This window comes from Methylobacterium terrae, assembly GCF_003173755.1.
GTDB lineage: Bacteria > Pseudomonadota > Alphaproteobacteria > Rhizobiales > Beijerinckiaceae > Methylobacterium > Methylobacterium terrae.
The window spans coordinates 5,479,524-5,505,637 of record NZ_CP029553.1 but is presented as its reverse complement, the minus strand read 5'-3'; the positions used below and the strand labels follow the sequence as shown (position 1 = coordinate 5,505,637).

The following is a 26,114-nucleotide window of genomic DNA, read 5'->3' as shown; positions in this document are numbered from 1 at the left end:
CCCGGTTCCGGCGGCGGCGTTGTCCATTCTTGGGGCTTTCTCGGCGCTTTCTCGGGTCTGCGCATTGCCGCCGGCCGCGACCGGCCGCTACGGTCCGGGCATCGATCCCGACCCGCCCCGCATGACCGAGCCGAATCCCGACGTCCGCGATGCCCTGTCCCGCACCGGTGCGGCGCTCCTGCGCGGCGCCGAGATCGGGCGCGGGCTGTCGCTCGCCGAGTGGCACAACCGCGACAACCGCGCCCGCTACGACCGGCCGGACCACCACACCCTGAGCCTCTACCTCGAGGGCGGCGAGGGCGTGGTGCGCGAGGACGGCGCCGTGTCGGGCGGCGGGCCGGACCGGCTCTGCCTGCTGCCGGCCGGCCACCAGAGCCGCTGGCTGATCGGCGGTCCCCTGCGGATGCTCCACCTCTACGTCGCGCCCGAGACCCTGGCCTACCAGGCGGTGAGCGCCCTCGATCTCGATCCCCGCGCCGTCTCGCTGCGCGAGCTGACCTTCGCGGAGGATCCCGCCACCGCGATGCTGATGCGCGGCGCCGTGCTGCCCCTCGACTGGGCGGCGGGCGCCGACCGGATGGCGCTCGGCTCCACCTGCCACCTGCTGCTCCACGCCCTGCTGCGGCGCCATGCCGGCCCGGGCGGGCAGAGGACGGTGAGGGGCGGCCTCGCGCCGTCGGTCCGCCGCCGCATCGCGGAGCTGGTCGAGGCGCGGCTCGCCGAGGCGCTGACCCTCGAGGTGCTGGCCGACGAGGCGGGCCTGAGCACCTTCCACTTCGCCAAGATGTTCAAGGCGAGCTTCGGCCTGGCGCCGCACCGCTACGTGACCGAGCGGCGGATCGCCAAGGCCAAGGACCTTCTGGCCAAGGATCTGCTGGCCAAGGATCTGCTGGCCAAGGACCTTCTGGGCAAGGACCTGAGGGCGGACGGGCCGACGGGCCTCGCCGAGATCGCGCTCGCCTGCGGCTTCGCCTCGCAGAGCCACTTCACCCGCCGCTTCGCCCAGGCGACCGGCCTCACGCCGGCGGCGTGGCGGGGGGCGGCGTGAGGTCGCGCGGACAATGCCCTTTCATCGGCCTCCTCACGCCGCCGGCTTGTCGGCGCGCTTCACGCTGAGCTGCAGGCCCAGCGCCTGCAGCACCGCCTCGATGTAGTGGGCGACGTCCTCGTCGGTTCTCAGGTGCACCGCCGTGTCGTGCGGAAAGGTCTCCAGCGGCATCGATCATACCTCCTTCGATGAGAACTGATCGACGGAAGAGGAGGCACGGGTCTCCCCTCTCCCGAGTGGGAGAGGGGCCAGGGGTGAGGGTGGCCCGGGTTCCGCAAAGACCTTGAACCGTGGAGCTGCCCAGCTTGCCGGTTTCAGGCTTATCCTGAACCCGAGCCACCCTCACCCCTGCCCCTCTCCCACCCGGGAGAGGGGATCCCGCGCCTCTTCTTATTCCGAAAGCTTCCCTGATCGAGGCCAATCGATCGAAAGCCCCTTTACGCTTTCCTTAACCCTCCCGCCCCATCCTCCCCCGCATGGTAGTCCGTCGTCGCGCCCGTGCCGTCCTGTTGCCGCTCGGCCTCTACGCCGTGTCGATCCTCGTGGTCGGCTACTTCCTGCACGAGGCCGAGAGCGGAAGCCGCGGCCTCGAGGCCAAGCGGGCGCTGAAGATCCAGGCCTACGGCCTGCAGCAGGAGCTCGACGCCACCAAGGCCGACCGGGCCGAGTGGGAGCGGCGCGTGGCGCTCCTGCGCAGCGACCAGATCGACCGCGACCTCCTGGAGGAGCGCGCCCGGGTGGTGCTCGGCCGCGTCCACCCGAACGACGTCGTCATCATCACGCCCTGACGCATGAAGGCCGCCGAACCAGCGGCTTTCCGTCCCGAACCGCTCGATTTGCGCGCCCTCCTGCCCTAGAAACGCTCCCATAAGGTAGCAGCCGGGAGGGTGCCGATGGATGCCGCGAAAGAGGCGCGCCGCGGGAGCGACAAGACCCGCGAGAAGGCGGCCCCGCCGCCCTCGGCCTCGAACGTGCCGGCCTTCAGCCGGGACGAGGACCTGCATGCCTATCGCGAGATGCTGCTGATCCGCCGCTTCGAGGAGAAGGCCGGCCAGCTCTACGGCATGGGCCTGATCGGCGGCTTCTGCCACCTCTATATCGGCCAGGAGGCCGTGGTGATCGGGGTCCAGATGGCCTCGAAGGACGGCGACCAGGTCATCACCGGCTACCGCGACCACGGCCACATGCTGGCCTGCGGCATGGAGCCGAAGGGCGTGATGGCCGAGCTGACCGGCCGCAAGGGAGGCTATTCCCGCGGCAAGGGCGGCTCGATGCACATGTTCTCCCGCGAGAAGAACTTCTACGGCGGCCACGGCATCGTCGGCGCGCAGGTCTCCCTCGGCACCGGCATCGGCTTCGCCAACAAGTACCGCGGCGACGGCACGGTCAGCCTCACCTACATGGGCGACGGCGCGGCCAACCAGGGCCAGGTCTACGAGAGCTTCAACATGGCGCAGCTGTGGAAGCTGCCCGTGGTCTACGTGATCGAGAACAATCGCTACGCCATGGGCACCTCGGTCTCGCGGGCCTCGGCCCAGACCGATTTCTCGAAGCGCGGCGTCTCCTTCGGCATCCCGGGCGAGCAGGTCGACGGCATGGACGTGCGCGCCGTGCGCGAGGCGGCGACGCGGGCGATCGCGCACGCTCGCGACGGCGAGGGCCCCTACATCCTCGAGATGCAGACCTACCGCTACCGCGGCCACTCGATGTCCGATCCGGCCAAGTACCGGACCAAGGACGAGGTCGCCCGCATGCGCGAGGAATCCGATCCGATCGAGCAGGTCCGCAAGCGCCTGCTCGGGGCCCACACGGTGCCGGAGGACGAGATCAAGGCGGTCGACGCCAAGGTGCGGGAGATCGTGAACGAGTCGGCGGACTTCGCCACCAGCGACCCCGAGCCGGATCCGTCCGAGCTCTGGACCGACATCCTGCTCTAGCGGCCCCTTGCTCTGACGCCCCCGGCCGTCCGCGCCGCGCGCGGACGGCCTCGCCCACTCGGCCGGCGCCCGACCCGGCGCGCCCCAAACCCGGATCGACAGAGTACCCCATGGCGACCGACATCCTGATGCCCGCCCTCTCGCCGACGATGGAGCAGGGCAAGCTCGCGAAGTGGCTCAAGAAGGAGGGCGACCCGGTCAAGGCCGGCGACATCCTGGCCGAGATCGAGACCGACAAGGCGACCATGGAGGTCGAGGCGGTCGACGAGGGCGTGCTCGCCAAGATCCTGGTCGCCGACGGCACCGACAACGTCGCGGTCAACACCCCGATCGCGGTGCTCGCCGACGAGGGCGAGGATCCGGCGAGCGTCGAGGCCGGCGGGGCGAAGCCGAACGGCAAGGGCAAGGAGGAAGGCCAGAAGGCGCCCGCCCCCGACATGCAGGCCGAGGGCCAGGCCGAGCGCCCGGCCCCCGCCGCCAAGACCCAGGACGACAAGCCGGTCGAGAAGCCCGCCTCGCCGGCGGTGATCACCAGCCGCAGCGACGACCGGGCGATGGCGGAGATCCCCGAGGGCACCGAGATGGTGACCCAGACCGTCCGCGAGGCCCTGCGCGACGCGATGGCGGAGGAGATGCGCCGGGACGACAAGGTCTTCGTGATGGGCGAGGAGGTCGCCGAGTACCAGGGCGCCTACAAGATCACCCAAGGGCTCCTGCAGGAATTCGGGCCTAAGCGCGTCGTCGACACCCCGATCACCGAGCACGGCTTCGCCGGCGTCGGCGTCGGCGCGGCGTTCACGGGCCTCAAGCCCATCGTCGAGTTCATGACCTTCAACTTCGCCATGCAGGCGATCGACCAGATCATCAACTCGGCGGCCAAGACCCTCTACATGTCCGGCGGCCAGCTCGGCTGCCCGATCGTGTTCCGCGGCCCCAACGGCGCGGCGGCCCGGGTCGGCGCCCAGCACAGCCACGACTACGCCGCCTGGTACTCCAACGTGCCGGGCCTGAAGGTCGTGATGCCCTACACCGCCTCCGACGCGAAGGGCCTCCTGAAGAGCGCGATCCGCGACCCCAACCCTGTGGTCTTCCTCGAGAACGAGATCCTGTACGGCCAGTCCTTCCCGGTGCCGAAGCTCGACGACTTCACGGTGCCGATCGGCAAGGCCAAGGTCCATCGGGACGGCAAGGACGTGACGATCGTCTCGTTCGGCATCGGCATGACCTACGCCCTGAAGGCCGCCCACGAGCTCGCCGAGGCGGGCATCGAGGCCGAGGTGATCGACCTGCGCACCATCCGGCCGATGGATTCGGAGACGGTGGTGGCCTCGGTGAAGAAGACCGGCCGCTGCATCACCGTCGAGGAGGGTTTCCCGCAATCCGGCATCGGCGCCGAGATCGCCGCCCGCCTGATGGTCGACGCCTTCGACTACCTCGACGCACCGGTCCTGCGCATCACCGGCAAGGACGTGCCGATGCCCTACGCCGCGAATCTCGAAAAGCTCGCGCTGCCGAACGTCGCCGAGGTGATCGAGGCGGCGAAGGCCGTCTGCTACCGGTGAGCGGCAGGCTGGAGGATTCCATGGCAGAGGACGAGCCCCGCTTCGAAGCCCTCGACGTCCCGCCCGACGCGCGGGAGCAGGGCGGCATCGAAGTCTTGCGCGCCGCGGTGGTCGACGGCGCGGTGAGCGTCGCGCTCCGCCGCTCCTTCGACGACCCGGCGACCTGGGGCCGGCTCCTCGTCGATCTCGCCCGCCAGGCGGCGCGGGTCTATGCCCGCGAGACCGAGATGTCCGAGGAGGAAGCCTTCGCGCGCATCCGCGCCGGGATGGAGGCCGAGAGCCTCGATCCCGAGAGCCTCAACTGAGGCTCCCCATGGCCGAGGCCTCGCCGCGTTGGGCCACCTACGCCGATCTCGAGGCGGTGCCGGACCACCTCGTCGCCGAGATCGTCGACGGGGTGCTGGAGACGCATCCGCGGCCGCGGCCGCTGCACAGCATCGCATCGGCACGATTGTCGGGCGAGCTGGATCGCCCGTTCTCCCGTGGGCGCGGCGGCCCGGGCGGCTGGATCTTCATGATCGAGCCGGAGCTTCATCTCGGGCCGCACGTGGTCGTGCCCGACCTCGCCGGCTGGCGCGTCGAACGCCTGCCGGTCATTCCGAAGACCGCCTTCATCGAGACTGCGCCCGACTGGATCTGCGAGATCCTGTCTCCCTCCACCACTCGGCTCGACCGCGGGCCGAAGCGCCGGATCTACGCCGAATTCGGCGTCGGTCACCTCTGGCTGCTCGATCCCGCCAACGGCGTGCTCGAAGGCTTCGCGCTCGTCGGCGACCGCTGGCTGCTCCTCGGCACCGCGGAGCGGGGCGAGGCGGTGGCCCTGCCGCCCTTCGACACCGTTCCATTCCCGCTCGACGACCTCTTCCCTGTCGAGATTGCGCCTCCTGACGATCCGGCCGCCCCTCCTCCCGCCGAGACCTGAATCCATGCCGATCAACGTCCTGATGCCCGCCCTCTCGCCGACGATGGAGAAGGGCAACCTCGCCAAGTGGCTCAAGAAGGAGGGCGACACCGTCAAGTCGGGCGATATCCTGGCCGAGATCGAGACCGACAAGGCGACCATGGAGGTCGAGGCGGTCGACGAGGGCGTGCTCGCCAAGATCGTGGTGCCGGAGGGCACCGCCGACGTGCCGGTCAACGACCTGATCGCCCTCATCGCCGAGGAGGGCGAGGATCCGGCGAGCGTGCAGGCCGGCGGCAACGGGCAGGAGAAGGCGTCCGCCAAGGCCGCCGACGCCAAGCCGGCGGATGCCGAATCCGAGACTGGGACGCCACGAGCGCCAGCCGGCAACGAGACGCCCGGCGGCGGCACGATGTCCTACGAGCGGGTCGATACCGCGCCGGAGGGCGCGCGGCCGGCGGGAGACAAGCCGGCCGGCAAGCCGAACGGCGCGGCCGGGCAGTCGGCCGGAGGGCGCCTGTTCGCCTCGCCGCTGGCCCGCCGCATCGCCAAGCAGGAGGGCCTCGACCTCGGTGCGGTGACGGGCTCGGGCCCGCACGGCCGGATCATCGAGCGCGACGTTCGCGCCGCCCTCGAAGGTGGAGCGGCCAAGCCCGCGCCGCAGCCGGCCGCCAAGGAGTCCCCTGCCCCCACCGCGAAGCCCGACCAGGCGCAAGCCCCGAAGCCCGCGCCAGCCGCCCCGCCCTCCGGCCTCACCGCCAAGCAGGTGATCGGGATGTTCGAGCCGGGCTCCTTCGAGGAGGTGCCCCTCGACGGCATGCGCAGGACCATCGCCAAGCGCCTGGTCGAGTCGAAGCAGACCGTCCCGCACTTCTACCTCTCCCTCGACGTCGAGCTCGACGCGCTGCTCTCCCTGCGCGAGCAGGTCAATGCGGGGGCGACGAAGGACAAGGACGGCAAGCCGGCCTTCAAGCTCTCGGTCAACGACTTCGTCATCAAGGCGCTGGCGCTGGCGCTGCAGCGGGTGCCGGCGGCGAATTCCGTCTGGGCCGAGGACCGTACCTTACGCTTCCGCCACTCCGACGTCGGCGTCGCGGTGGCGATCGAGGGCGGGCTGTTCACCCCGGTGATCCGGAAGGCCGAGCAGAAGACCCTCTCGACCATCTCGGCCGAGATGAAGGACCTGGCCGCCCGCGCCCGGACGAAGAAGCTCAAGCCCGAGGAGTACCAGGGCGGCACCACCGCGGTGTCGAATCTCGGCATGTTCGGCATCAAGTCGTTCGGTGCCGTCATCAACCCGCCCCACGGCACCATCCTGGCGGTCGGCGCCGGCGAGGCCCGGGTGGTCGCGAGGAACGGCGCCCCCGCGGTGGTCCAGGCGATGACGGTGACCCTGTCCTGCGACCATCGGGTTGTCGACGGGGCGCTCGGCGCCGAGTTGCTCGCGGCCTTCAAGGGCCTGATCGAGAGCCCGATGGGCATGCTGGTCTGAGCGCCGTCGCCCCGCCCTCCCCGGAGACCCGAATGTCCGACACCTACGACGTCCTCATCATCGGCGCCGGCCCCGGCGGCTACGTGGCGGCGATCCGGGCCGCCCAGCTCGGCTTCAAGACGGCGGTGGTGGACCGCGAGCACCTGGGCGGCATCTGCCTCAACTGGGGCTGCATCCCCACGAAGGCGCTGCTGCGCTCGGCCGAGATCTACCATTACATGCAGCACGCCAAGGATTACGGCCTCTCGGCCGACAATGTCGGGTTCGACGTCTCGGCGATCGTCAAGCGCTCCCGCGGCGTGTCCGGCCGGCTCAACGGCGGCGTCGGCATGCTGCTCAAGAAGAACAAGGTCGACGTGATCTGGGGCGAGGCCGCGATCGAGGCGGCGCCGAAGGGCAACGAGCCCGGCCGGGTCGTGGTCAAGGAGACGAAGCGCGCCGAGGCCCCGAAGGGCGCCAAGGCGGCCGGCACCTATCAGGCCAAGCACATCGTCGTGGCGACCGGCGCCCGCCCGCGGGCGATCCCGGGCATCGAGCCGGATAGGAAGCAGATCTGGACCTACTACGAGGCGATGGTTCCGGAAAAAATGCCCAAGAGCCTGCTGGTGATGGGCTCGGGCGCGATCGGCATCGAGTTCGCCTCGTTCTACCGCACCATGGGCGCCGAGGTGACGGTGGTCGAGCTCCTGCCGCAGATCCTGCCGGTGGAGGACCACGAGATCGCAGGCCTTGCCCGCAAGCGCTTCGAGAAGCAGGGCATAAGGATCCTCACCGGCGCCAAGGTGACCAAGGTCGAGAAGGGCCCCGACTCGGTCACCGCCACGATCGAGACCGAGGGCGGCAAGACGCAGAGCCTCACGGCGGAGACGCTGATCTCGGCGGTCGGCGTCGTCGGCAACATCGAGAATCTCGGCCTCGAGAAGCTCGGCGTCGGAATCGAGCGCGGCATCGTCGCCACCGACGGGCTCGGCCGCACCAATGTGCCGGGGATCTACGCCATCGGCGACGTCGCCGGCCCGCCGATGCTCGCCCACAAGGCCGAGCACGAGGGCGTGATCTGCGTCGAAACGATCAAGGGCCTGCACACCCACCCGATGGACAAGGGCAAGATCCCGGGTTGCACCTATTGCCAGCCGCAAGTGGCCTCGGTCGGCCTCACCGAGGCGAAGGCCAAGGAGCAGGGCTTCGACGTGCGGGTCGGGCGCTTCCCCTTCGCGGGCAACGGCAAGGCGATCGCGCTCGGCGAGCCCGACGGCCTGGTCAAGACCATCTTCGACCGCAGGACCGGCCAGCTGCTCGGCGCCCACATGGTCGGTGCCGAGGTGACCGAGCTGATCCAGGGCTACGTCGTGGCGATGAACCTCGAGACCACCGAGGAAGAGCTGATGCACACGGTCTTCCCGCACCCGACGCTCTCGGAGATGATGCACGAGAGCGTGCTCGACGCCTACGGGCGGGTGATCCACACCTAGGCCCCCGCCCCGGCCCCGCCCCGCCCTTCCGGCCACGCAACGCAGCTGCGTCGCGAACCGGAAGGCCCGGCTCGGTGTTGACGCTTCGTAAAAGAGCCGGAGAGGTCGAATGTCGATGCCGTTGATCCGCGCCGTCACCCTGGCGGCGGCGGCCGGAGCCATCGTGGGTCTGGTGCCCGCCGAGGCGGGTGCCCAGGGCACCGAGCGGCAGCGCCTGGCCTGCATGACGGACGCCATGACGCTGTGCTCGGGCGACGTGCCCGATACGCGGCGCATCGAGCGCTGCCTGCGCCGCAACTACGACCGCATCAGCCCGCCCTGCCAGGGTGAGCTGGACGCCGCCGCCGGCGCCGCGGCCGGTCCGGACACCACCGGGGCCTCGCGGTACGGCCGCTGAGCGCGGTCCGGCCGAAACACCTTCCGTTCGTGCCGGCGCGATGGTCAGCGCCCGGGCTCCGGGCTAAGCTCGAACAGCGCGCAACGGCGCGGCGCCGGAGAGCATGGTCCGCCGGCGACCTGGCACGGGAGGAGACACATGACGCAGACGGAGAACGGCTCGCGGCGGGCCCTGCTCGCCGGCATGGCCGCGGGCGTGGCGGTGCCGCTGCTCGCCGCCGGTTCGGGGGCGGCGCGGGCCGCCGACGAGAGCGAGGCGGTGGGCCGCCGGCTCGAGGCCCTGCGGGTCGCGATCGTGGACGGCGACGCCAAGGCGCTCGACGCCCTCACCCACCCGCAGCTCAGCTACGGCCATTCGAGCGGGCGCAAGATCGAGACCAAGGCGCAGTTCATCGCCAGCCTCGCCGGCAAGACGAACTACAAGTCGCTGACGTTCTCCGAGCCGTGGTTCCAGGTCGTCGGCGATACCGCGATGGTCCGCCACGTCTGGGACGGCGCCGATATCCTGCCCAACGGCGAGACCGGCCGCTCCTACATCGCGGTGCTGCAGGTCTGGCTCAAGGACGGCGGCGACTGGCGGCTGCTCGGCCGGCAGAGCTGCCCGCTCAAGCCCGCCTGACCGCGAGCCGGCCTGATCGCAGGCCTCCCTGATCGCAAGCCTCCCTGATCGGAGGTCCGGGAACGACGGTCAAGCTCGGGCGTTCTCGCTCGCCGCAGGCGTTCCAGCCGCGGCGCAGCGGGAGCGTAACGTCGTGCGGTCCGACCGGCAGGTGAGCACGATCAGGTTGGTCGCCGAGGCCGTCCGCCTCGCGAGCAGCCTGGCCGTCAAGGAGATCACGCTGTTCTCCGACGAGGTCGACCGGATCGCCCGGATCGTCTCCGGCTACACCCTGTGGGGCGGCACGATCGTGCTGCTGGCCTGCGTCAGCGGCTTCCTGCTGCTGATGGCCCTCGTGAAGGGGCTCGGGGCGCTGATCGGCTCGGAGGCGGTCGCGGCGGTGATCGGCGCGGCGCCCTTCGCGGCCGCCGCGACCGTGCTCACGCTCTGGGGCCTGCGGAAGATGGACCTGCGGCGGTAGGCGTCAGCGCGCGAGGGAGGCCGGCACCCGCGCCAGGGCGTCGGCCCGCGCCGCCGGATCGGTGCCCGCATGGGCGACCCCGTCCCGGTTGACCGTGTAGGCGAGGCCGCGCCGCTCGCGGACCGGCCGACCGGGCGCGTCGAAATCGTGGACGGCGCCCGGATAGACCGTGATCTCGACCTGCTCGCCCCGGGCGCGGGCCGCCTCCGCCAGGGCGCGGCAGGGCTCGGCCCCGGTCCAGTCGTCGGCGCCGCCGACCAGGATGAGGAGCGGCGTGCCGTCGCGCCAGCCGTGCTCCAGGGGCGCGCGGCAGCCCGGGTAGAACGCGACCGCGCGGTCGAAGGAGCCGTTCCCGGCCCGGGCGGCGGCGAGCACCGTCGAGCCTCCGTTGGACCAGCCGAGGAGCGAGACCGCGCCGGGCTTCACGTCGGGACGGCCGCGCAGCCACGCGCCGGCGGCTTGCGCATCGGCGACGCGCTCGCGGCCGGGCCGGACCGCGCGACGGGCGACCCGGCATTGCGGGCCGAGGCCGCGAGAGCCGAAGCTATCGGGAAACAGCACCACGAACCCCCGCGCGGCCAGGCGCTCGCCCCAGTCGGCGTGCCGGGCGCTCGGCGCCCCCGTCCGGTCGAACAGGCCGCCGCAGCCGTGCAGCGCGACGACCGCCGGAAAAGGACCCGGCCCCGCGGGCCGGTAGAGCCGCCCGTCCAGCATCGTGCCGTCCGGGCCCGGAAAGGTGACGGCGACGGGCTCCGCCCGCGCGGCGGCACACGCCAGGGCCGGCAGCGTCGAGGCGAGGAGCACTGCCGCAAGGCGCGCCGGGGCGCAGGGGCGCCGCCCGCGGAGCCGAGAACGATCCCCGAGCATCGGTCCTCCCGGGAGGCCGCGAGCCGCCATGCATCGTCCGCATGGCGGCCAGGCGAAGCGGAGCGGTTGCGTTGTGCACTGCAGCGTGAGAAAACGTTTTCGCACCGCAGCGATGGCGTCGCGGCGGTGCAGCCCTCTTTGGGCGTTTCCTCCCTAGACTTCGGGCCGCTCGCAAGGGCGGCCTTTTTTCTGTCCTGCGCCCGGTCATAGCCGGACGGCCCCGCGCGGTACAAGCACAATCCTGCGTCATGCGGCCCGCCTGCGGAAACGACCGGCACTATCGTGCGCGTCGCTTCCGCGGGGATGGTGGCCGGCATCCGACGCGCGAGCGGACGGTCAGGCTCGTGGATCGCCTCCGGAACTCCCGCCCCGGCGCCGCTCGACCCGAGTCGGCCGGAGGCGACGGAGCCCCCTATCGTTCCAGGAAGGCCGCGATGTTGCGCCGGATGCGCGCGAGCGGCGGCTCGCTCGTGTCCGGCAGGGCGAAGGGCTGGCCCGTGATCGTCTCGAAGGCGCTGACATAGGTGGCGGCGGTGCGCAGCACCACGTCGGGCGGGATCTCCGGGACGGGATCGCGGTAGGGGTCGCAGCGGGCCGCGACCCAGTTGCGGACCACGTCCTTGTCGAAGCTCTCCGGCAGGGTGCCGGCCGCCAGATGCTCCGGATAGCTCCCGGCGAACCAGTAGCGGCTGCTGTCGGGGGTGTGGATCTCGTCGGCGAGCACGATCCGCCCCTCGGCATCCGTGCCGAACTCGTACTTGGTGTCGGCGAGGATCAGGCCGCGCTCGGCCGCCATCGCCTGGCCGCGGGCGAACAGCGCGAGCGCCGCCTCCGACAGGGTGCGCCACTGCGCCGCCGTCAGCAGGCCCCGCTCCAGGATCTCGGCCTCGGAGAGCGGCGCGTCGTGGTCGCCGTGGCCGGCCTTGGTGGTGGGGGTGATGATCGGCTGGGGCAGAGCCTGGTGCGGGCGCATCCCGTCCGGCAGGCGGTGGCCGTACATCTCGCGCCGCCCGGCCTTGTAGAGGGTCAGGATCGAGGTCCCGGTGCTGCCGGCGAGATAGCCGCGCACCACGATCTCGACCGGCAGGATGGTGAGACGCCGGCCCACCACCACGTTCGGGTCGGGATAGGCGAGCACGTGGTTGTCGCAGATGTCCCGCGTCGCCTCGAACCAGTAGCGCGCGGTCTGGGTCAGCACCTGACCTTTCAGCGGGATCGCGGCGAGCTCCCGGTCGAAGGCACTCAACCGGTCGGAGGTGATCAGGATCCGCCGCCCGTCGGGCAGGTCGTAATTGTCCCGCACCTTGCCGCGGTAGTGACCCGGCAGTTCCGGCAGGGCCGCCTCGGGCAGGATGTAGTCGGAGAAGGGCGCGAGCTCGGCCGCCTGCATGGTCGTGCTCCTCATCACACGTCGAGATTGGCCACGTTCAGGGCGTTCTCCTGGATGAACTCCCGGCGCGGCTCGACCACGTCGCCCATCAGCTTGACGAACAGGTCGTCGGCGTCGGTCGTGTCCTTGACCTTCACCTGGAGGAGCGAGCGCACGTCGCGGTCGAGCGTCGTCTCCCAGAGCTGCTGGGCGGTCATCTCGCCGAGGCCCTTGTAGCGCTGGAGCTGCAGGCCCTTGCGGCCGAGCGCCATCATGCCCTCGAACAAGGCGACCGGGCCGTACAGCGTGGTCTGGTCGCCCCGGCGCACCAGGGTGACGGGGGCGCCGTAGATCTCGCTGAGGGTCTCGGCCCGCTCGTCGAGGCGGCGCGCCTCCTGCGAGTGGATCAAGGCCTCGTCGAGCACAGCGACCTGGCGCACGCCGCGGAGCGTCCGCGACAGCACGTAGCCGCCGTCCTTCGCCTCGCCCTCCCAGCCCTGCTCGATCTCGTCGGCGATGGCGTTGAGGCGCCGGGCGATCTCGTCGGCCACCACCTCGGCCTCGGCCGGGTTGCCGGCCACCGACGGGCGTAAGGCACCGGCGATCGCCGCCTGCTCGACCACGACGCGGTCGTAGCGCGAATGCATCCCGTGCAGGACCTGGCGCACGCCTCTGGCCTCGTCGACGAGCGCCTTGAGCTGGGGGCCGCCGAACTCGGTGCCGGTGGCGAGCTTGAGCACCGCCCCCTCGACGCCGCCGTCGATCAGGTAATCCTCGAGCGCCCGGTCGTCCTTGAGGTAGATCGCGGTCTTGCCCTTCTGGGCTTTGTAGAGCGGCGGCTGGGCGATGTAGAGGTGGCCGCGGTCGATCAGCTCCGGCATCTGGCGGAAGAAGAACGTCAGGAGCAGCGTGCGGATGTGCGAGCCGTCAACGTCCGCATCGGTCATGATGATGATGCGGTGGTAGCGCAGCTTGTCGGGGTTGAACTCCTCGCGGCCGATGCCGGTGCCGAGCGCGGTGATCAGCGTGCCGATCTCCTGGCTCGACAGCATCTTGTCGAAGCGCGCCCGCTCGACGTTGAGGATCTTTCCGCGCAAGGGGAGCACCGCCTGGAAGGTGCGGTCGCGACCCTGCTTGGCCGACCCGCCGGCCGAGTCGCCCTCGACCAAGAGGATCTCGCATTTCGAGGGGTCGCGCTCCTGGCAGTCGGCGAGCTTGCCGGGCAGCGAGGCGATGTCGAGCGCGCCCTTGCGGCGGGTGAGCTCGCGCGCCTTGCGGGCGGCCTCGCGGGCAGCGGCGGCTTCGGCCACCTTCCCGACGATGGTCTTGGCCTCGGAGGGGTGCTCCTCGAGCCAGTTCGACAGGCCCTCGTTGAGGACGTTCTCGACCACCGGGCGCACCTCGGACGAGACCAGCTTGTCCTTGGTCTGCGACGAGAATTTCGGGTCGGGCACCTTGACCGAGATGATCGCGGTCAGGCCCTCGCGGCAATCGTCGCCGGTGAGCGAGACCTTCTCGCGCTTGGCGATGCCGGAGGATTCGGCGTAGCCGGTGATCTGGCGCGTCAGCGCCGCCCGGAACCCCGCCATGTGGGTGCCGCCGTCGCGCTGCGGGATGTTGTTGGTGAAGGGCAGCACCGTCTCGTGGTAGCTGTCGTTCCACCACAGGGCGACCTCGACGCCGATGCCGTCGCGGTCGGCGCGCACCACCACCGGCTGGCTCACCAGCGGCGACTTGGTCCGGTCGAGGTAGCGCACGAAGGCCTCGACGCCGCCCTCGTAGACCAGCTCCTCGCGCTTGTGCTCGGCGTGGCGGGCATCGGTCAGCACGATGCGCACGCCGGAATTGAGGAAGGCCAGTTCGCGCAGGCGCTTCTCCAGCGTCGCGTAGTCGAACTCGACCATCGTGAAGGTCTCGGTCGAGGGCAGGAACGTCACCTCGGTGCCGCGGCGGTCGCCGGCCGGGCCGACGACGGCGAGGGGCGAGACCGCGTCGCCGTGGCGGAACTCCATCGCGTGCTCCTGGCCGGCGCGCCAGATGCGCAGGCGCAGCCAGGTCGAGAGGGCGTTCACCACCGAGACGCCGACGCCGTGCAGGCCGCCGGAGACCTTGTAGGAGTTCTGGTCGAACTTACCGCCGGCGTGGAGCTGGGTCATGATGACCTCGGCCGCCGAGACGCCCTCCTCCGGGTGGATGTCGGTCGGGATGCCGCGGCCGTTGTCGGAGACCGTGCACGAGCCGTCCGCGTTGAGGGTGACGGTGACGAGGGTCGCGTGGCCCGCGAGCGCCTCGTCGATGGCGTTGTCGACGACCTCGTACACCATGTGGTGCAGGCCCGAGCCGTCGTCGGTGTCGCCGATATACATGCCCGGACGCTTGCGCACCGCGTCGAGGCCCTTGAGGACCTTGATCGAGTCGGCGCCGTAGGTATCGGGGGTCAGATCGCGGGCGGGTTCGGCCATGTCGGTTCCTGGTGCGGGCGGGCGCGCGTCGCGGGTGGCGCGGCCGGCGCCGGCGCCGGTTCACGCTCCGGCGCCGTCTGGGTCTCGTGTCTCAAGGGGCTCGGGCTGTGGAGAGCACAACCCGGCGGATCCTTGATGTAAGCATTCCGCCTTGAAATTGCATCGGTTTTCGGCGCCGAAAGGCGCGTTTTCCGGTCTCCGGAGGAGCGGGCCGGGAGCCCCGTTCCTCCCCGCCGGATCATAACCGAGGTTACGTTTCGCCGCACCCCGTTAAGGATCCGCCAACGGGCCCCTGTCAGCCCTTCAACGAACCTCGGCTCGCCTCCTCGAGCCGCGCGACCGCGGCCGGGTCGAGGGTGAGGCGCACGCCGCCGATGAGCTCGTCGAGCTGCGCCACCGAGGTCGCGCTGGCGATCGGCGCGGTCAGGCCGGGCCGGGCGATCAGCCAGGCGAGGGAGACCTGGGCCGGGGTGGCGCCGTGGTCGCGGGCCACGTCGTCGAGGAGGTCCAGGAAGGCAAGGCCGCGCGGGTTGAGGTAGGGCGCGACCCGCGCCTCGCGGGCCCGGCCCGCCGCGGCGCCGGCCTCGCGGTACTTGCCCGTCAGGAAGCCCGCCGCGAGGGAGAAGTAGGAGATCACCCCGATCCCCTCCTCCCGGCACAGCGGCTCCAGCTCGGCCTCGTAATCCTCGCGGTCGGCGAGGCTGTAGCCGGGCTGCAGGCACTCGTAGCGCGGCAGGCCGTCCCGGGCCGAGAGGGCCAGAGCCTCGCGCAGGCGGGCGGGCGCGTAGTTCGAGGCGCCGATCGCCCGGACCTTGCCGGCGCGGATCAGCCGGTCGTAGGCCGCCAGCGTCTCCGCGAGCGGGGTCTCGGAATCGTCGGCGTGGGACTGGTAGAGGTCGATCCGGTCGGTCCCGAGGCGGCGCAGGGACGCCTCGACCGCCTCCTCGATGTACGAGGCTTTCAGACCCTTGCGCCCGTCGCCCATGTCCATGCCGACCTTGGTGGCGATGGTCATGCGGTCGCGGGCGCCCCTGTCCTTGAGCCAGCGCCCGATCACGGCCTCCGACTCGCCGCCCCGGTGCCCCGGCGCCCAGCGCGAATAGACGTCGGCGGTGTCGACGAAGGTGAAGCCGGTCTCGAGCAGGCGGTCGAGGAGCGCGAAGGAGGTCGCCTCGTCGGCGGTCCAGCCGAAGACGTTGCCGCCGAAGCAGAAGGGCGGGACCGAGAGGCCGGAACGGCCGAGGGGGCGCAGGTCCATGGGTGGCTCCTACTGGAGGCGAGGATCTTACTGAAGGAACGGGTTCGACAGCCGCTCCTGGCCGATCGTGCCGGTCGGGCCGTGGCCGGGGATGAAGGCGACGTCGTCGCCGAGCGGCAGCAGCTTCTCCTTGATCGAGGCGATCAGCGTGGCATGGTCGCCCCCCGGCAGGTCGGTGCGGCCGACCGAGCCGCGGAACAGCACGTCGCCCACCTGCGCGAAGCGGGCGTCCCGGCTCACCAGCACGACGCTGCCCGGGGAATGGCCGGGGCAGTGCAGCACGTCGAAGGTGAGTTCGCCCACCGTGACGGTGTCGCCCTCGGCGAGCCAGCGGTCGGGCGCGACGACCTTGGCGCCGTCGATGCCGTAGGCCGCCCCGGTCTCGGGCAGGCTGTCGAGGAGCGGCTTGTCGGCGCGGTGCGGCCCCTCGACCGGCACCTTGAGCGCATCGCGCAGGTCGGCAGCCCCGCCGGCGTGGTCGATGTGGCCGTGGGTGAGCAGGATCTTCTCGACCGTGACCCCGGCCTTGGCGATCGCCGCCCGGATCCGGTCGAGGTCGCCGCCCGGATCGATCACCGCGGCCCGCTTCGTCGCCTCGCACCACAGGAGGGTGCAGTTCTGCTGGAACGGCGTCACCGGGATGATCGCGGCGCGGGGCGTGCTCGGCATGGTCGGCCTTGGGGATTGAGGCGGGGGGTTGAGACGATCGCCTCCTTGTAGCCCGGAAGCGGGCGGTGCGGCACCCCGGCGGCGGCCTCACCCCAGCCACCACCCCTCGCCCGCCACGAAGGCCTTCGGTCCCGGTGTCCCGCCCCGGTGGAGCCGGCGCACCGCGCGCCAGTCCCGGTCGCGGAACGCGAGGCCGAGACGCGCGGCCTCCTCCGGCCGGCGGGCGCCGGTGCAGGGCACGAAGCTCACCGGCGACAGGAAGCGGGCCGGCCACGGAGCGGAATCCGCCTCGGGCCTCGTTGCCAGCAGCATCCCGCCGCCGCGATCGGCGGTGAGGGGCACCAGCAGGCGGCCGCCGGGATCCAGCGCGTCGAGCCAGACCGGCAGCGGCGCCGTGGCCCCGGCCGCCACCGTCACGAGGTCGGCCTGCGGCAGCGGCTCTCGCGCCCCGGAGCGCGCGTGCACGCCCACCTGCCCGTAGGCGGAGAGCGCGGAGCGGGCCGCCGCCGCGAGGCCCGGCTCGATCTCGTAGGCGTCGACCCGGCCCGCAGGCCCGACCAGCTCGGCCAGGATCGCGGTGTAGTAGCCGCCCCCGGCGCCCACCTGCACCACCCGCTCGCCGGGCCGCGGCCGTGCCGCCGCGAGGCAGAGGGCGTGCAGGCTCGGCTCGCCGTTGTTGAGGCCGGCACCCAGGCGCAGGGCCACCAGCACGTCGCGGTAGAGCCCGGCCGGATCCGTCACCGTCCCGGACCCCGCCGCGCCGAACACCGTCCAGGGGCCGGGGCCGCAGAAGGCCTCCCGGGGCACGGCGGCGAAGGCGTGCAGGATCGCCGGGTCGTCGGTGCCGGCCCGGGCGGCGATCTGGGCCGCGAAGGCGGCGCGGTGCTGCGCGAGGTCGGTCATCCTGTCCCGCCGCGTCCCCGATGCGGGGCGAACGGGGCCGGGCCCGGGACGGTTCCGGCCCCGCGCATCGTCGCGCGATCGTGCGCGGGGCCCCGTCCGGGCCCCCCTGGCGGGCGGGCGGGTCCCGCGCTAGCCTCCCGGCGTGCGGCGGGGCCACCCCCCGCCCGACAGCGAGTAGCCCAGGTTTGATGCGACCGATCTGTCCGGTGCCCGTGCGGGCCGGACCGGGCGCCTGAAGGACCGCCGACAGACGGCCCGAACGCGGCCCGGCCTCCCCGTCGCGGGTGCCTCCCTCCCGGAGGAGACCCGATGACGAGCTCGTTCCCCCTGTCCCACGGCTTTTCCGCCGCCCGCCCCGCCGTGCGGCGGATCGGCATCCAGGATCTCAAGGCCGCCCTGTCGCGGGGCGTCGACGACTTCCTGGCGATGCCGACCCACGTGCTGTTCGTGGTGCTGATCTACCCCATCGCCGGCGTGGTCATCGCGGCGGCGACCTTCGAGCAGGACCTGATCCCGATCCTCTTCCCGCTCGCCGCGGGCTTCGCGCTGATCGGGCCGTTCGCGGCGCTCGGCCTGTACGAGATGAGCCGGCGGCGGGAATGGGGCCTGCCCGCGGCCCTGACGGACGCCTACGCCCCCCTGCACGGCCGCTCGGCGCGGGCGATCATGGGCGTCGGCCTGGTGCTGGCGCTGATCTTCCTCGCCTGGCTCTGCGCCGCCATGGGGCTGTACTGGGCGCTCTACGGCGGGGTCACCGAGCCCTCCCTGCTCGCCTTCCTGGACGACGTGCTGACCACGCCCCGGGGCTGGACCCTGATCGTCGCCGGCAACCTCGTGGGGGCCGCCTTCTCGCTCCTGGCGCTCGCGGTGAGCGCGGTCTCGATCCCGCTCATCATCGACAAGGACGCGGATGCCGGCACCGCGATCGAGACCTCGCTGGCGCTGATGCGCGAGAATCCCGGCCCGATGCTCGCCTGGGGCGCCATCGTGGCCGGGATGCTGGTTCTCGGCATGGTGTCGCTGTTCGTCGGCCTCGCGGTGGTGCTGCCGGTGCTCGGCCACGCCACCTGGCACCTCTACCGCCGGGCAGTGGGCTGACGCTCACGCCGCGACGGCTGCGATCGCTCCGTGATCACGCGCGATCGCGGAGCGATCACTCCTCGATCGCCGCGTAGGTCAGCACCCGCAGCTCGCGCCGGATCGGCCAGGTCGAGGACGGCATGAGCTGCGTCAGCATGATCACGAACAGGTCCTCGGCGGGGTCGATCCAGAACGCCGTCGAGGCCGCCCCGCCCCAGGCGACCTCGCCCGGGGTGCCGAGGATCTGGGCCTTGGCCGGATCGAGCATCACCGAGAAGCCTAAGCCGAAGCCGATGCCGCTGTAGCTCGATTCCGAGAAGCGCGGCTGGCCCATGTCGGCGAGGTCGCCGCGCAGGTGGTTGGCCGTCATCAGCTCGACGGTCTTGGACCCGAGGAGCCGCACGCCGTCGAGCGAGCCCCGATTCAGGACGAAGCGGCAGAACCGGGCGTAGTCGGACGCCGTCGAGACGAGGCCGCCGCCGCCGGAGGGCACGGTGCGGGGACGCGCGTAGCGGCCGTCCCGCGCGTCGTCGATCAGGGTCAGCCGGCCGCCTTCGCCGAGCGCGTAGTTCGAGGCGAACCGGGCGATCTTCTCCGCCGGGACGTGGAAGTCGGTGTCGACCATGCCGAGCGGCCGGATGATCCGCTCGCGCAGGAAGTCGTCGAAGGGTTGTCCGGAGATCACCGCCACGAGGTGGCCGAGCACGTCGGTGGCGATGCTGTAGTTCCACTCGGCGCCGGGCTGGGCGAGCAGCGGCAGGCTCGCGGCCTTGGCCACCACCTCGGCGAGGGAGGTCTCGGCGGTCTGGAAGTCGACGCCCTCCTCCCGGTACATCCGGTCGACGAGCGTCGCGTCCATGAAGCCGTAGGACAGCCCCGAGGTGTGGGTGAGGAGATCGCGGAAAGTGATGTCGCGCTCGGCCGGCACCGTCTCGGGGCGCAGGCGGCTGCCGCCGACGAGCACCCGCATGTTCCGGAATTCCGGCAGGAACCGGGTGACGGGGTCGTCGAGCTGGAACCGGCCCTCCTCGTACAGCATCAGGATCGCCACCGAGGTCAGCGGCTTCGTCATCGAGTAGATGCGCACGATGGTGTCGGCTTCCATCGGCAGGGAGCGGGCGAGGTCGCGCAGGCCCTCCGAGCGCGAGAACACCACCTGGCCGCGCCGGGCCACGGTCACCGACAGGCCCGGCAGCTTGCCGGCCTCGACGTAGCCCCGCATCCACGGGACGATCCGCTCCAGCCGCTCCGACGAGAGGCCGACCGCCTCCGGGGTTCCGATCTCGACCTGCACCGCGCGTCTCCCGCTCCGCGACAAGAGGCGCGAACAGAGACCGGGCGCGCCCGTCGCCGTCAAGGCCTGCCGGGGGCTGCAAGGCCCGTTGACCGCATCCCGACCCGGTGCGATGCGAGAGCGTAACGATACCGCTCGAACGCGATCCCGGGAGCCACGCCGCGATGTCCCTGCCCGACAGCCTCCGCCACGCCCTCGCCCTGCCGGTGATCGCCTCGCCGATGTTCATCGTCTCGGGGCCGGAGCTGGTCATCGCCCAGTGCGTGAACGGCATCGTCGGCTCGTTCCCGGCCCTCAACGCGCGGCCCAAGGAAGCCCTCGACGAGTGGCTGACCCGGATCGACGCGGCGCTGGCCGAGGCGAAGGCGGCGGATCCCGACCGGATCGTCGCGCCGTACGCCGTCAACCAGATCGTGCACGCCTCGAACGACCGGCTCGAGCACGACCTCATGGTCTGCGGCAAGCACCGGGTCCCGATCATCATCACGTCGCTGCGGGCGCCCGACGCGGTGGTCTCGGCGGTGCACGGCTGGGGCGGCCTCGTCTTCCACGACGTGACGACGGTGCGCCACGCCGAGAAGGCGCTGGAGGCCGGCGTCGACGGCCTGATCCTGGTCTGCGCCGGGGCAGGCGGTCACGCCGGCACGCTCTCGCCCTTCGCGCTGGTGAGCGAGGTGCGGCGGTTCTACGGAGGACCGCTGATCCTGTCGGGCGCGATCACCACCGGCGATTCGATCCTCGCCGCCCAGGCGATGGGGGCGGACCTGGCCTACATGGGCACCCGCTTCATCGCCACGCAGGAAGCGAACGCCGCCCCGGCCTACAAGGAGATGATCGTCGGCACGAAGGCGGCGGACGTGCTCTACACCCCCTACTTCACCGGCGTGCCTGGCAACTACCTCACGCCCAGCGTGACCGCCGCCGGCCTCGACCCCAACGCGCTGCCGGAGGTCGACAAGACCAAGATGAATTTCGGCTCGGGCACCACCAAGGCCTGGCGCGACATCTGGGGCGCCGGCCAGGGCGTCGGCACCATCGACGACGCGCCGGCGACGTCCGTGGTGATCGACCGGCTGAAGGCGGAATACGCGGCGGCGCGGGCGCGGCTCGGGTAGCGCGCACCCCACCCTTGCGCCCGGCGCTTGTCCGCCGGGCACGGGCCTCGCATGCTGGCGCTCACCCACCTTGAGCACCGTGCGAGGCCCGAGCGATGACCACCAACCTCTCCGTGAACGGCAACCGGCTCTGGGACACCCTGATGGTGTCGGCGGGCATCGGCACCGGGCCCCGGGGGGGCCTGCGGCGCCTGACCCTGACCGAGCCGGACCGGGTGATGCGCGATCAGCTGAAGGCCTGGGCCACGGAGGGCGGCTATCCCCTCACCGTCGACGGGCTCGGCAACATGGTGCTCAGGCGCGAAGGGACCGAGCCCGGCCTGCCGCCGGTGGTGATCGGCAGCCACCTCGACACGCAATGGGCCGGCGGGCGCTTCGACGGCATCCTCGGCGTGCTGGCGGGGCTCGAGGTCCTGCGCACCCTCGACGACCTCGGCATCGCGACGCGCCGCAGCATCGAGGTGGTGAACTGGACCAACGAGGAGGGCGCGCGGTTCTCGCCGCCGATGCTGTGCTCGCTCGCCTGGTCCGGCCAGGCGACGCCGGACTGGGTCGAGAACCGGCGCGACCGCGACGGGATCCGCTTCGGCGACGCCCTCGACGGCATCGGCTATCGCGGCCCCGAGCCCGTCGGCGGCCGCACCATCGACGCCTATTTCGAACTCCACATCGAGCAGGGCCCGGCCCTCGACCGGGCCGGCGTGCCGGTCGGCATCGTGACGGGCGGCTATCCGAGCTGCGGCATGCGCATCGCCGTCGAGGGCGCCACCGCCCATACCGGCCCGACCCCGATGAGCGAGCGCCACAACGCGCTCGTCGGCGCCGCCATGGTGGCGGTGGCGGTCAACGACATCGGCTGGGCGCATGCCGACACCGACGCCAAGGCCACCGCCGCCCGCCTCGACCTGGTGCCGAACCTGCCCGGCACGCTCTCGGAATACGCCGAGCTCTTCATCGACATGCGGGCGCCGAAGCTGGAGACGCTCGAGACCATGAAGGCGAGTTTGCGCGCCGCCCTGCCCGACTGCGCCGCCCGCTCGCTCACGCAGATCTCCATCGCCGAGGAATGGGGCTTCGGGGTCTTCTCCTTCGACGACGGGCTGATCGGCACCTTGCGCGAGACCGCCGCGCGCCTCGGCATCCCGACCATGGACCTGCGCTCCCAGGCCGGCCACGACGCCTATCACGTCGCCCGGGCCGCCCCGGCCTGCATGATCTTCACCCCCTGCCGGGACGGCATCACCCACAACGAGGCCGAGGACATCGCGCTCGAACCGACCCTGCCGGGCGTGAACCTGCTGCTTCACGCCGCCCTGGCGCGGGCCAACCGGTAGGCACGGGCGGCTCGCCGACAGCGGAAGGGCGTGTCGGGCCGCTTCCCGGTGACGGGATGAGCGCGGATCTTCCCCCTCTCCCCGCGGGCGGGGAGAGGGCTGTGTTCCCGTTCAGGGAACACAGCGAGGCGATAGCCGAGGGTGAGGGGGAAGTGCTGGATGAGGCTCTTACCGGAAACACCCCCTCACCCTCGCCCTGCGGGCTCCCTTCGCACCCGACGAGGGGTGCGAAGGCCTCTCCCCGCCCGCGGGGAGAGGGGATGTCCCGCGCTTCAGTGTTCCCCGGACAGCCCGGCCGCCCGCGGGAAGGGGAGGAACTCGCTCCTCTTCCTCCCGCGGACGATCACGCCTTCGACCGAGCGAGGAGGCGTGCCCGGACCCGCTTGCGCAACTTTGCGGATCGGCGTACTTTGCATCAGAAAGTTGATGCGGGTTCCCCGATGCGCGACCTCGACAGGACCGATCTCGACAAGGTGCTGGCCGACATCGTGGCGATCCGCCTCCAGGTCGCCGCCGGCACCGCGTTCCAGGGTTACGGCCCCACCGCGCTCGCGGTGACCGGCGCCCTGGCGCTCGCCACCGCCGGCGCGCAGGCTCTCCTCCTCGACGACCCGGCGGCTCGGCCCCTCGCCTTCCTGCTCGGCTGGGTCGCCGCGGCTTTCGTCTCCGTGGGCGTGATCGGCGCCGAGATGCTGGCGCGCAGCCGCCGGCACCATTCCGGCCTCGCCGACGCGATGGTCCTCAACGCCGTCGAGGCCTTCATGCCGGCCGGCGCCGCCGGGGCGCTGCTGCTCCTGGTGCTGGCGCGCCTCGCCCCGGAAACCCTGTGGCTGCTGCCGGGCCTGTGGCAGATCCTGGTCGGCCTCGGGCTGTTCTCGTCCCTGCGCGCCCTGCCGCGGCCGGTGGCCTGGGCGGCGGGCTGGTACGTCGTCGCGGGTCTCGGCACCATCGCGGCCTCGGCCGAGGGGCACGCGCTCTCGCCCTGGACCATGGGCCTGCCCTTCGCGGTCGGCCAGGGCCTCCTCGCCCTCATCCTCCATCGTGCCCCGGGAGGCGACCGTGCCTGAGCCCGCCCCCTACGCGTATGACGGGCTCGACCGGGTGCTGCACGAGCGGGCACGGCTCAGCCTGCTCACCTCGCTCGCCGCCCACCCCAAGCCCCTCGCCTTCGCCGACCTCAAGCAGCTCTGCGGCCTGACCGACGGCAATCTCAGCCGCCATCTCGGGGTGCTGGAGGAAGCCGGCCTCGTCGAGATCCGCAAGGGCTACGAGGGCCGGCGCCCACTCACCACCTGCCGCCTCACCCCCGCCGGGCGGCAGCGCTTCGTCGAGTACCTCGCGGTGCTGGAACGCGTGGTCCGCGACGCCGCCGAGGCGGCCCGCCAAGGTCAAGGCCAAGGCCGAGGTGAAGGCGAAGGCCAGGGCCGGGACGACGCCGACCCCCTCCCCGCCTGAACTCCCGTTTTCATTTGTCCGGAGACTTTGCGATGCAAAGAACTTCAAATCAAGAAGCGAAGCTTCACGTCGGCCTGATCATGGACGGCAACGGCCGCTGGGCCGAGAGCCGCGGCCTGCCCCGCGGCGTCGGGCACGAGGCCGGGGTCGCGACGGTGCGGCGGGTGGCCCAGGCCGCGCCCGGAGAGGGCATCGGCACGCTGACGCTCTACGCCTTCTCGTCCGACAACTGGCGCCGCCCAGCCGCCGAGGTCGCCGGGCTGATGGGGCTGCTGCGCCTCTACCTGACGCGCGAGGTCGACCGGTTGCGCCGCGACGGCGTGCGCCTCACGGTGATCGGCCGGCGCGATCGTCTGCCCGCGGGCTTGGCCCAGGCGATCGCCGCCGCCGAGGCCGCGACCGGGGACGGCCCGCGCCTGCACCTGCGCATCGCCCTCGACTACTCGGCCCGCGACGCGATCCTGGCCGCCGCCCGCCTCGCCGCCCCCGACGCCACCCGCGAGGACTTCGCCCGCCTCGTCGCCGGCGACGGCGCCCCGGAGGTCGACCTCGTGATCCGCACCAGCGGCGAGCAGCGCCTCTCCGATTTCCTGCTCTGGGAGAGCGCCTATGCCGAATTGCACTTCACCGCCTGTCCCTGGCCGGATTTCGGCGAGGCGGAACTCGCCGCCGCGATGACGGCCTTCCGCGGGCGCCAGCGCCGCTTCGGCGGCCTGCCGGCGGCGGCGTGAGCCTCGCCATGCGCGTCCTCCTCGTCAACGTGCCGCATCCGGCGATCGGCAGCCGGATCCCGGACGACCACCTGCCGCCGCTCGGCCTTCTCGCCATCGGCGGGCCCCTCCTCGACGACGGCCACGCGGTTCGGCTGATCGACGGCGAGTTCGGGCCGATGGCGCCCGCCGACCTCGTCGACGAGGTGGTGGCCTGGAGCCCGGACGCGGTGCTGTTCGGCCATTCCGGCTCGACCTCCGGCCACCCGGTGATCGCCGAGGTCTCCCGCGCCGTCGCATCCCGCCTGCCCGGGGTGCCGATCGTCTATGGCGGCGTCTATCCGACCTACCACTGGCGCGAGATCCTGGCCGAGGAGCCCCACGTCACCGCGATCGTGCGCGGCGAGGGCGAGGAGACCGCCCGCCGCCTCGTCGCGGGGCTCGCCGCCGGCGCGGATCTCGCGGCCCTGCCGGGCCTGGCGATCCGGCGCGGGGGAGAGCCCTTCGCCACGGCTCCCGCCCCGGCGATCCGGGACCTCGACGCCTACCGGGTCGGCTGGGAGCTGATCGACCATGCCCGCTACTCCTACTGGGGCGGTCTGCGGGCGGTGGTGGTGCAGTTCTCCCGCGGCTGCCCGCATCCGTGCAGCTATTGCGGCCAGCGCGGCTTCTGGACCCGCTGGCGCCACCGCGATCCCGTCCGCTTCGCCGCCGAGCTCGCCCGGCTGCACCGGGAGCACAGAATCCGGGTCGTCAACTTCGCCGACGAGAACCCGACCGCCTCGCCGAAGGCCTGGCGCGCCTTCCTGGAGGCGCTGGTGGCCGAGAACGTCGACCTGATCCTCGTCGGCTCGACCCGGGCCGACGACATCGTGCGCGACGCCGAGATCCTGCCGCTCTACCGCCGGGCCGGCTGGCAGCGCTTCCTCCTCGGGCTCGAGAGCACCGATGCCGCGACGCTGGCGCTCATCCGCAAGGGCGGCGCCACCGCGACCGACCGCGAGGCGATCCGCCTGCTGCGCGAGAACGGCATCCTGTCGATGGCGACCTGGGTGGTGGGGTTCGAGGAGGAGACGGACGCCGACCACTGGCGCGGCCTGCGTCAGCTCCTGTCCTACGACCCCGACCAGATCCAGATGCTCTACGTCACGCCGCATCGCTGGACGCCGTACTTCCGGCTCGCCGCGGAGCGCCGGGTGATCCAGGCCGACCGGCGGCTCTGGGACTACAAGCACCAGGTGCTGGCGACCCGCCACCTGCCGCCCTGGCGGGTCCTCGCCTGGGTCAAGCTCGCCGAGGTGGTGCTCCAGGCCCGGCCGCGGGCGCTGGCCCGCACCCTGTTCCACCCCGACCCGGCCCTGCGCCACGCCATGCGCTGGTACGCCCGCATGGGCCGCCGGGTCTGGTTCCACGAGATCCGGAGCTTCCTCGTCCGCGACCGGCGGGCGACGGACGGGCCGAGCGTCGCGGCGTTCTGGGGCGCGCCGCAGGACGACGAGGAGGAGGCGATGCGTCCCGCACGCCGGGCCGGCGGGCGGGCCTGACCGTCGGGCGGCTCGCAGGCGCCCGGCGGATGGAACCGGGTAAGTCGGACCCGGTGCGCGTCGCCGCTACCGAGCGCGACCGCGGCGCGGCCCCGGTATGACGAGGAAGGGCGTCAAGTCGGTCGGCCCGATCAAACAGGCTCCCAGACGTCGATAAATTGCCGTAG

The 26,114-nt window shown here is 71.9% G+C and carries 26 protein-coding genes; 18 read left to right on the top strand and 8 right to left on the bottom strand.

The annotated features are described in order from the left end of the window. The first annotated feature begins 121 nt into the window (after nucleotides 1-121). On the top strand, nucleotides 122-1,048 hold the full coding sequence (locus tag DK419_RS25430; protein ID WP_109961548.1) for a helix-turn-helix transcriptional regulator: 927 nt from the start codon (nucleotides 122-124) through the stop codon (nucleotides 1,046-1,048). A 33-nt stretch (nucleotides 1,049-1,081) separates the two neighbouring features. Here DK419_RS25430 and DK419_RS28865 read toward each other — a convergent pair whose 3' ends face one another. Beyond that, nucleotides 1,082-1,219, bottom strand: a complete 138-nt coding sequence (locus DK419_RS28865) for a hypothetical protein (protein WP_162561402.1) — start codon at nucleotides 1,217-1,219, stop codon at nucleotides 1,082-1,084. Nucleotides 1,220-1,524: 305 nt separating this feature from the next. Here DK419_RS28865 and DK419_RS25425 point away from each other — a divergent pair, with 305 nt between their 5' ends. The 10 genes from DK419_RS25425 (at nucleotide 1,525) to DK419_RS25380 (ending at nucleotide 9,887) form a co-directional block, all read left to right on the top strand. Continuing rightward, the gene (locus tag DK419_RS25425) at nucleotides 1,525-1,836 is read left to right on the top strand and encodes an FtsB family cell division protein (protein ID WP_109961547.1); all 312 of its coding nucleotides are present in this window, start codon (nucleotides 1,525-1,527) and stop codon (nucleotides 1,834-1,836) included. Nucleotides 1,837-1,941: 105 nt separating this feature from the next. Next, nucleotides 1,942-2,985, top strand: a complete 1,044-nt coding sequence (pdhA, locus tag DK419_RS25420; protein ID WP_109961546.1) for a pyruvate dehydrogenase (acetyl-transferring) E1 component subunit alpha — start codon at nucleotides 1,942-1,944, stop codon at nucleotides 2,983-2,985. 110 nt (nucleotides 2,986-3,095) lie between these two features. Further along, nucleotides 3,096-4,547, top strand: coding sequence for a pyruvate dehydrogenase complex E1 component subunit beta (locus tag DK419_RS25415; RefSeq protein WP_109961545.1), 1,452 nt, complete (start codon nucleotides 3,096-3,098; stop codon nucleotides 4,545-4,547). Between the two features lie 20 nt (nucleotides 4,548-4,567). Then, complete coding sequence (locus DK419_RS25410) at nucleotides 4,568-4,852, top strand: DUF5076 domain-containing protein (RefSeq protein WP_109961544.1); 285 nt, start codon at nucleotides 4,568-4,570, stop codon at nucleotides 4,850-4,852. A gap of 8 nt (nucleotides 4,853-4,860) precedes the next feature. After that, complete coding sequence (locus DK419_RS25405) at nucleotides 4,861-5,469, top strand: Uma2 family endonuclease (RefSeq protein WP_109961543.1); 609 nt, start codon at nucleotides 4,861-4,863, stop codon at nucleotides 5,467-5,469. A gap of 4 nt (nucleotides 5,470-5,473) precedes the next feature. Then, nucleotides 5,474-6,940, top strand: a complete 1,467-nt coding sequence (locus DK419_RS25400; protein ID WP_109961542.1) for a pyruvate dehydrogenase complex dihydrolipoamide acetyltransferase — start codon at nucleotides 5,474-5,476, stop codon at nucleotides 6,938-6,940. A gap of 32 nt (nucleotides 6,941-6,972) precedes the next feature. Beyond that, nucleotides 6,973-8,412 carry a dihydrolipoyl dehydrogenase gene (lpdA, locus tag DK419_RS25395; RefSeq protein ID WP_109961541.1) on the top strand — a complete coding sequence of 480 codons (1,440 nt, stop codon included), beginning with the start codon at nucleotides 6,973-6,975 and terminating at the stop codon, nucleotides 8,410-8,412. Nucleotides 8,413-8,521: 109 nt separating this feature from the next. After that, a complete protein-coding gene (locus DK419_RS25390; RefSeq protein ID WP_109961540.1) occupies nucleotides 8,522-8,809 on the top strand; it encodes a hypothetical protein in 288 nt (95 codons plus the stop codon). Between the two features lie 138 nt (nucleotides 8,810-8,947). Beyond that, on the top strand, nucleotides 8,948-9,427 hold the full coding sequence (locus DK419_RS25385; RefSeq protein WP_109961539.1) for a nuclear transport factor 2 family protein: 480 nt from the start codon (nucleotides 8,948-8,950) through the stop codon (nucleotides 9,425-9,427). A gap of 151 nt (nucleotides 9,428-9,578) precedes the next feature. Further along, on the top strand, nucleotides 9,579-9,887 hold the full coding sequence (locus DK419_RS25380; protein WP_245442713.1) for a phage holin family protein: 309 nt from the start codon (nucleotides 9,579-9,581) through the stop codon (nucleotides 9,885-9,887). A gap of 3 nt (nucleotides 9,888-9,890) precedes the next feature. On the opposite strand, the gene DK419_RS25375 is transcribed toward DK419_RS25380, so the two are convergent. The 6 genes from DK419_RS25375 to DK419_RS25350 form a co-directional block, all read right to left on the bottom strand. Further along, entirely contained in the window at nucleotides 9,891-10,754 is an 864-nt protein-coding gene (locus DK419_RS25375) for a dienelactone hydrolase family protein (RefSeq protein WP_109961538.1), read from the bottom strand. 412 nt (nucleotides 10,755-11,166) lie between these two features. Beyond that, nucleotides 11,167-12,144, bottom strand: coding sequence for a phosphoribosylaminoimidazolesuccinocarboxamide synthase (locus tag DK419_RS25370; RefSeq protein ID WP_109961537.1), 978 nt, complete (start codon nucleotides 12,142-12,144; stop codon nucleotides 11,167-11,169). A 14-nt stretch (nucleotides 12,145-12,158) separates the two neighbouring features. Further along, the gene (gene gyrB, locus DK419_RS25365; protein WP_109961536.1) at nucleotides 12,159-14,585 is read right to left on the bottom strand and encodes a DNA topoisomerase (ATP-hydrolyzing) subunit B; all 2,427 of its coding nucleotides are present in this window, start codon (nucleotides 14,583-14,585) and stop codon (nucleotides 12,159-12,161) included. Nucleotides 14,586-14,880: 295 nt separating this feature from the next. Further along, complete coding sequence (locus DK419_RS25360) at nucleotides 14,881-15,843, bottom strand: aldo/keto reductase (RefSeq protein WP_109961535.1); 963 nt, start codon at nucleotides 15,841-15,843, stop codon at nucleotides 14,881-14,883. Nucleotides 15,844-15,870: 27 nt separating this feature from the next. After that, entirely contained in the window at nucleotides 15,871-16,512 is a 642-nt protein-coding gene (locus DK419_RS25355; protein WP_109961534.1) for an MBL fold metallo-hydrolase, read from the bottom strand. Nucleotides 16,513-16,599: 87 nt separating this feature from the next. Then, nucleotides 16,600-17,415, bottom strand: a complete 816-nt coding sequence (locus tag DK419_RS25350) for a protein-L-isoaspartate O-methyltransferase family protein (protein WP_109961533.1) — start codon at nucleotides 17,413-17,415, stop codon at nucleotides 16,600-16,602. 309 nt (nucleotides 17,416-17,724) lie between these two features. Here DK419_RS25350 and DK419_RS25345 point away from each other — a divergent pair, with 309 nt between their 5' ends. Further along, entirely contained in the window at nucleotides 17,725-18,513 is a 789-nt protein-coding gene (locus DK419_RS25345; protein WP_109961532.1) for a DUF2189 domain-containing protein, read from the top strand. A gap of 55 nt (nucleotides 18,514-18,568) precedes the next feature. Here DK419_RS25345 and DK419_RS25340 read toward each other — a convergent pair whose 3' ends face one another. Continuing rightward, nucleotides 18,569-19,789, bottom strand: a complete 1,221-nt coding sequence (locus DK419_RS25340; protein ID WP_167450847.1) for a serine hydrolase domain-containing protein — start codon at nucleotides 19,787-19,789, stop codon at nucleotides 18,569-18,571. 164 nt (nucleotides 19,790-19,953) lie between these two features. Here DK419_RS25340 and DK419_RS25335 point away from each other — a divergent pair, with 164 nt between their 5' ends. From DK419_RS25335 to bchE, 6 genes are all read left to right on the top strand, one after another. After that, complete coding sequence (locus DK419_RS25335) at nucleotides 19,954-20,904, top strand: NAD(P)H-dependent flavin oxidoreductase (RefSeq protein ID WP_109961531.1); 951 nt, start codon at nucleotides 19,954-19,956, stop codon at nucleotides 20,902-20,904. A 95-nt stretch (nucleotides 20,905-20,999) separates the two neighbouring features. Continuing rightward, nucleotides 21,000-22,238 carry a Zn-dependent hydrolase gene (locus DK419_RS25330; protein ID WP_109961530.1) on the top strand — a complete coding sequence of 413 codons (1,239 nt, stop codon included), beginning with the start codon at nucleotides 21,000-21,002 and terminating at the stop codon, nucleotides 22,236-22,238. A 440-nt stretch (nucleotides 22,239-22,678) separates the two neighbouring features. Next, a complete protein-coding gene (locus DK419_RS25325; protein WP_109961529.1) occupies nucleotides 22,679-23,305 on the top strand; it encodes a hypothetical protein in 627 nt (208 codons plus the stop codon). Then, a complete protein-coding gene (locus DK419_RS25320; protein ID WP_109961528.1) occupies nucleotides 23,298-23,693 on the top strand; it encodes a winged helix-turn-helix domain-containing protein in 396 nt (131 codons plus the stop codon). Before DK419_RS25325 ends, DK419_RS25320 begins: the two co-directional genes overlap by 8 nt. Nucleotides 23,694-23,725: 32 nt before the next feature. Then, complete coding sequence (locus tag DK419_RS25315) at nucleotides 23,726-24,424, top strand: di-trans,poly-cis-decaprenylcistransferase (RefSeq protein WP_109961527.1); 699 nt, start codon at nucleotides 23,726-23,728, stop codon at nucleotides 24,422-24,424. Nucleotides 24,425-24,432: 8 nt separating this feature from the next. Then, nucleotides 24,433-25,947, top strand: coding sequence for a magnesium-protoporphyrin IX monomethyl ester anaerobic oxidative cyclase (bchE, locus tag DK419_RS25310; RefSeq protein ID WP_109961526.1), 1,515 nt, complete (start codon nucleotides 24,433-24,435; stop codon nucleotides 25,945-25,947). Nucleotides 25,948-26,114 lie beyond the last annotated feature (167 nt).

Bases quoted from the DNA above. Each gene is read 5' to 3' on its own strand.
- DK419_RS25430 (WP_109961548.1), top strand. From the start codon at position 122: ATGACCGAGCCGAATCCCGACGTCCGCGATGCCCTGTCCCGCACCGGT.
- DK419_RS28865 (WP_162561402.1), bottom strand. From the start codon at position 1,219: ATGCCGCTGGAGACCTTTCCGCACGACACGGCGGTGCACCTGAGAACC.
- DK419_RS25425 (WP_109961547.1), top strand. From the start codon at position 1,525: ATGGTAGTCCGTCGTCGCGCCCGTGCCGTCCTGTTGCCGCTCGGCCTC.
- pdhA (WP_109961546.1), top strand. From the start codon at position 1,942: ATGGATGCCGCGAAAGAGGCGCGCCGCGGGAGCGACAAGACCCGCGAG.
- DK419_RS25415 (WP_109961545.1), top strand. From the start codon at position 3,096: ATGGCGACCGACATCCTGATGCCCGCCCTCTCGCCGACGATGGAGCAG.
- DK419_RS25410 (WP_109961544.1), top strand. From the start codon at position 4,568: ATGGCAGAGGACGAGCCCCGCTTCGAAGCCCTCGACGTCCCGCCCGAC.
- DK419_RS25405 (WP_109961543.1), top strand. From the start codon at position 4,861: ATGGCCGAGGCCTCGCCGCGTTGGGCCACCTACGCCGATCTCGAGGCG.
- DK419_RS25400 (WP_109961542.1), top strand. From the start codon at position 5,474: ATGCCGATCAACGTCCTGATGCCCGCCCTCTCGCCGACGATGGAGAAG.
- lpdA (WP_109961541.1), top strand. From the start codon at position 6,973: ATGTCCGACACCTACGACGTCCTCATCATCGGCGCCGGCCCCGGCGGC.
- DK419_RS25390 (WP_109961540.1), top strand. From the start codon at position 8,522: ATGTCGATGCCGTTGATCCGCGCCGTCACCCTGGCGGCGGCGGCCGGA.
- DK419_RS25385 (WP_109961539.1), top strand. From the start codon at position 8,948: ATGACGCAGACGGAGAACGGCTCGCGGCGGGCCCTGCTCGCCGGCATG.
- DK419_RS25375 (WP_109961538.1), bottom strand. From the start codon at position 10,754: ATGCTCGGGGATCGTTCTCGGCTCCGCGGGCGGCGCCCCTGCGCCCCG.
- DK419_RS25370 (WP_109961537.1), bottom strand. From the start codon at position 12,144: ATGCAGGCGGCCGAGCTCGCGCCCTTCTCCGACTACATCCTGCCCGAG.
- gyrB (WP_109961536.1), bottom strand. From the start codon at position 14,585: ATGGCCGAACCCGCCCGCGATCTGACCCCCGATACCTACGGCGCCGAC.
- DK419_RS25360 (WP_109961535.1), bottom strand. From the start codon at position 15,843: ATGGACCTGCGCCCCCTCGGCCGTTCCGGCCTCTCGGTCCCGCCCTTC.
- DK419_RS25355 (WP_109961534.1), bottom strand. From the start codon at position 16,512: ATGCCGAGCACGCCCCGCGCCGCGATCATCCCGGTGACGCCGTTCCAG.
- DK419_RS25350 (WP_109961533.1), bottom strand. From the start codon at position 17,415: ATGACCGACCTCGCGCAGCACCGCGCCGCCTTCGCGGCCCAGATCGCC.
- DK419_RS25345 (WP_109961532.1), top strand. From the start codon at position 17,725: ATGACGAGCTCGTTCCCCCTGTCCCACGGCTTTTCCGCCGCCCGCCCC.
- DK419_RS25335 (WP_109961531.1), top strand. From the start codon at position 19,954: ATGTCCCTGCCCGACAGCCTCCGCCACGCCCTCGCCCTGCCGGTGATC.
- DK419_RS25330 (WP_109961530.1), top strand. From the start codon at position 21,000: ATGACCACCAACCTCTCCGTGAACGGCAACCGGCTCTGGGACACCCTG.
- DK419_RS25325 (WP_109961529.1), top strand. From the start codon at position 22,679: ATGCGCGACCTCGACAGGACCGATCTCGACAAGGTGCTGGCCGACATC.
- DK419_RS25315 (WP_109961527.1), top strand. From the start codon at position 23,726: ATGCAAAGAACTTCAAATCAAGAAGCGAAGCTTCACGTCGGCCTGATC.
- bchE (WP_109961526.1), top strand. From the start codon at position 24,433: ATGCGCGTCCTCCTCGTCAACGTGCCGCATCCGGCGATCGGCAGCCGG.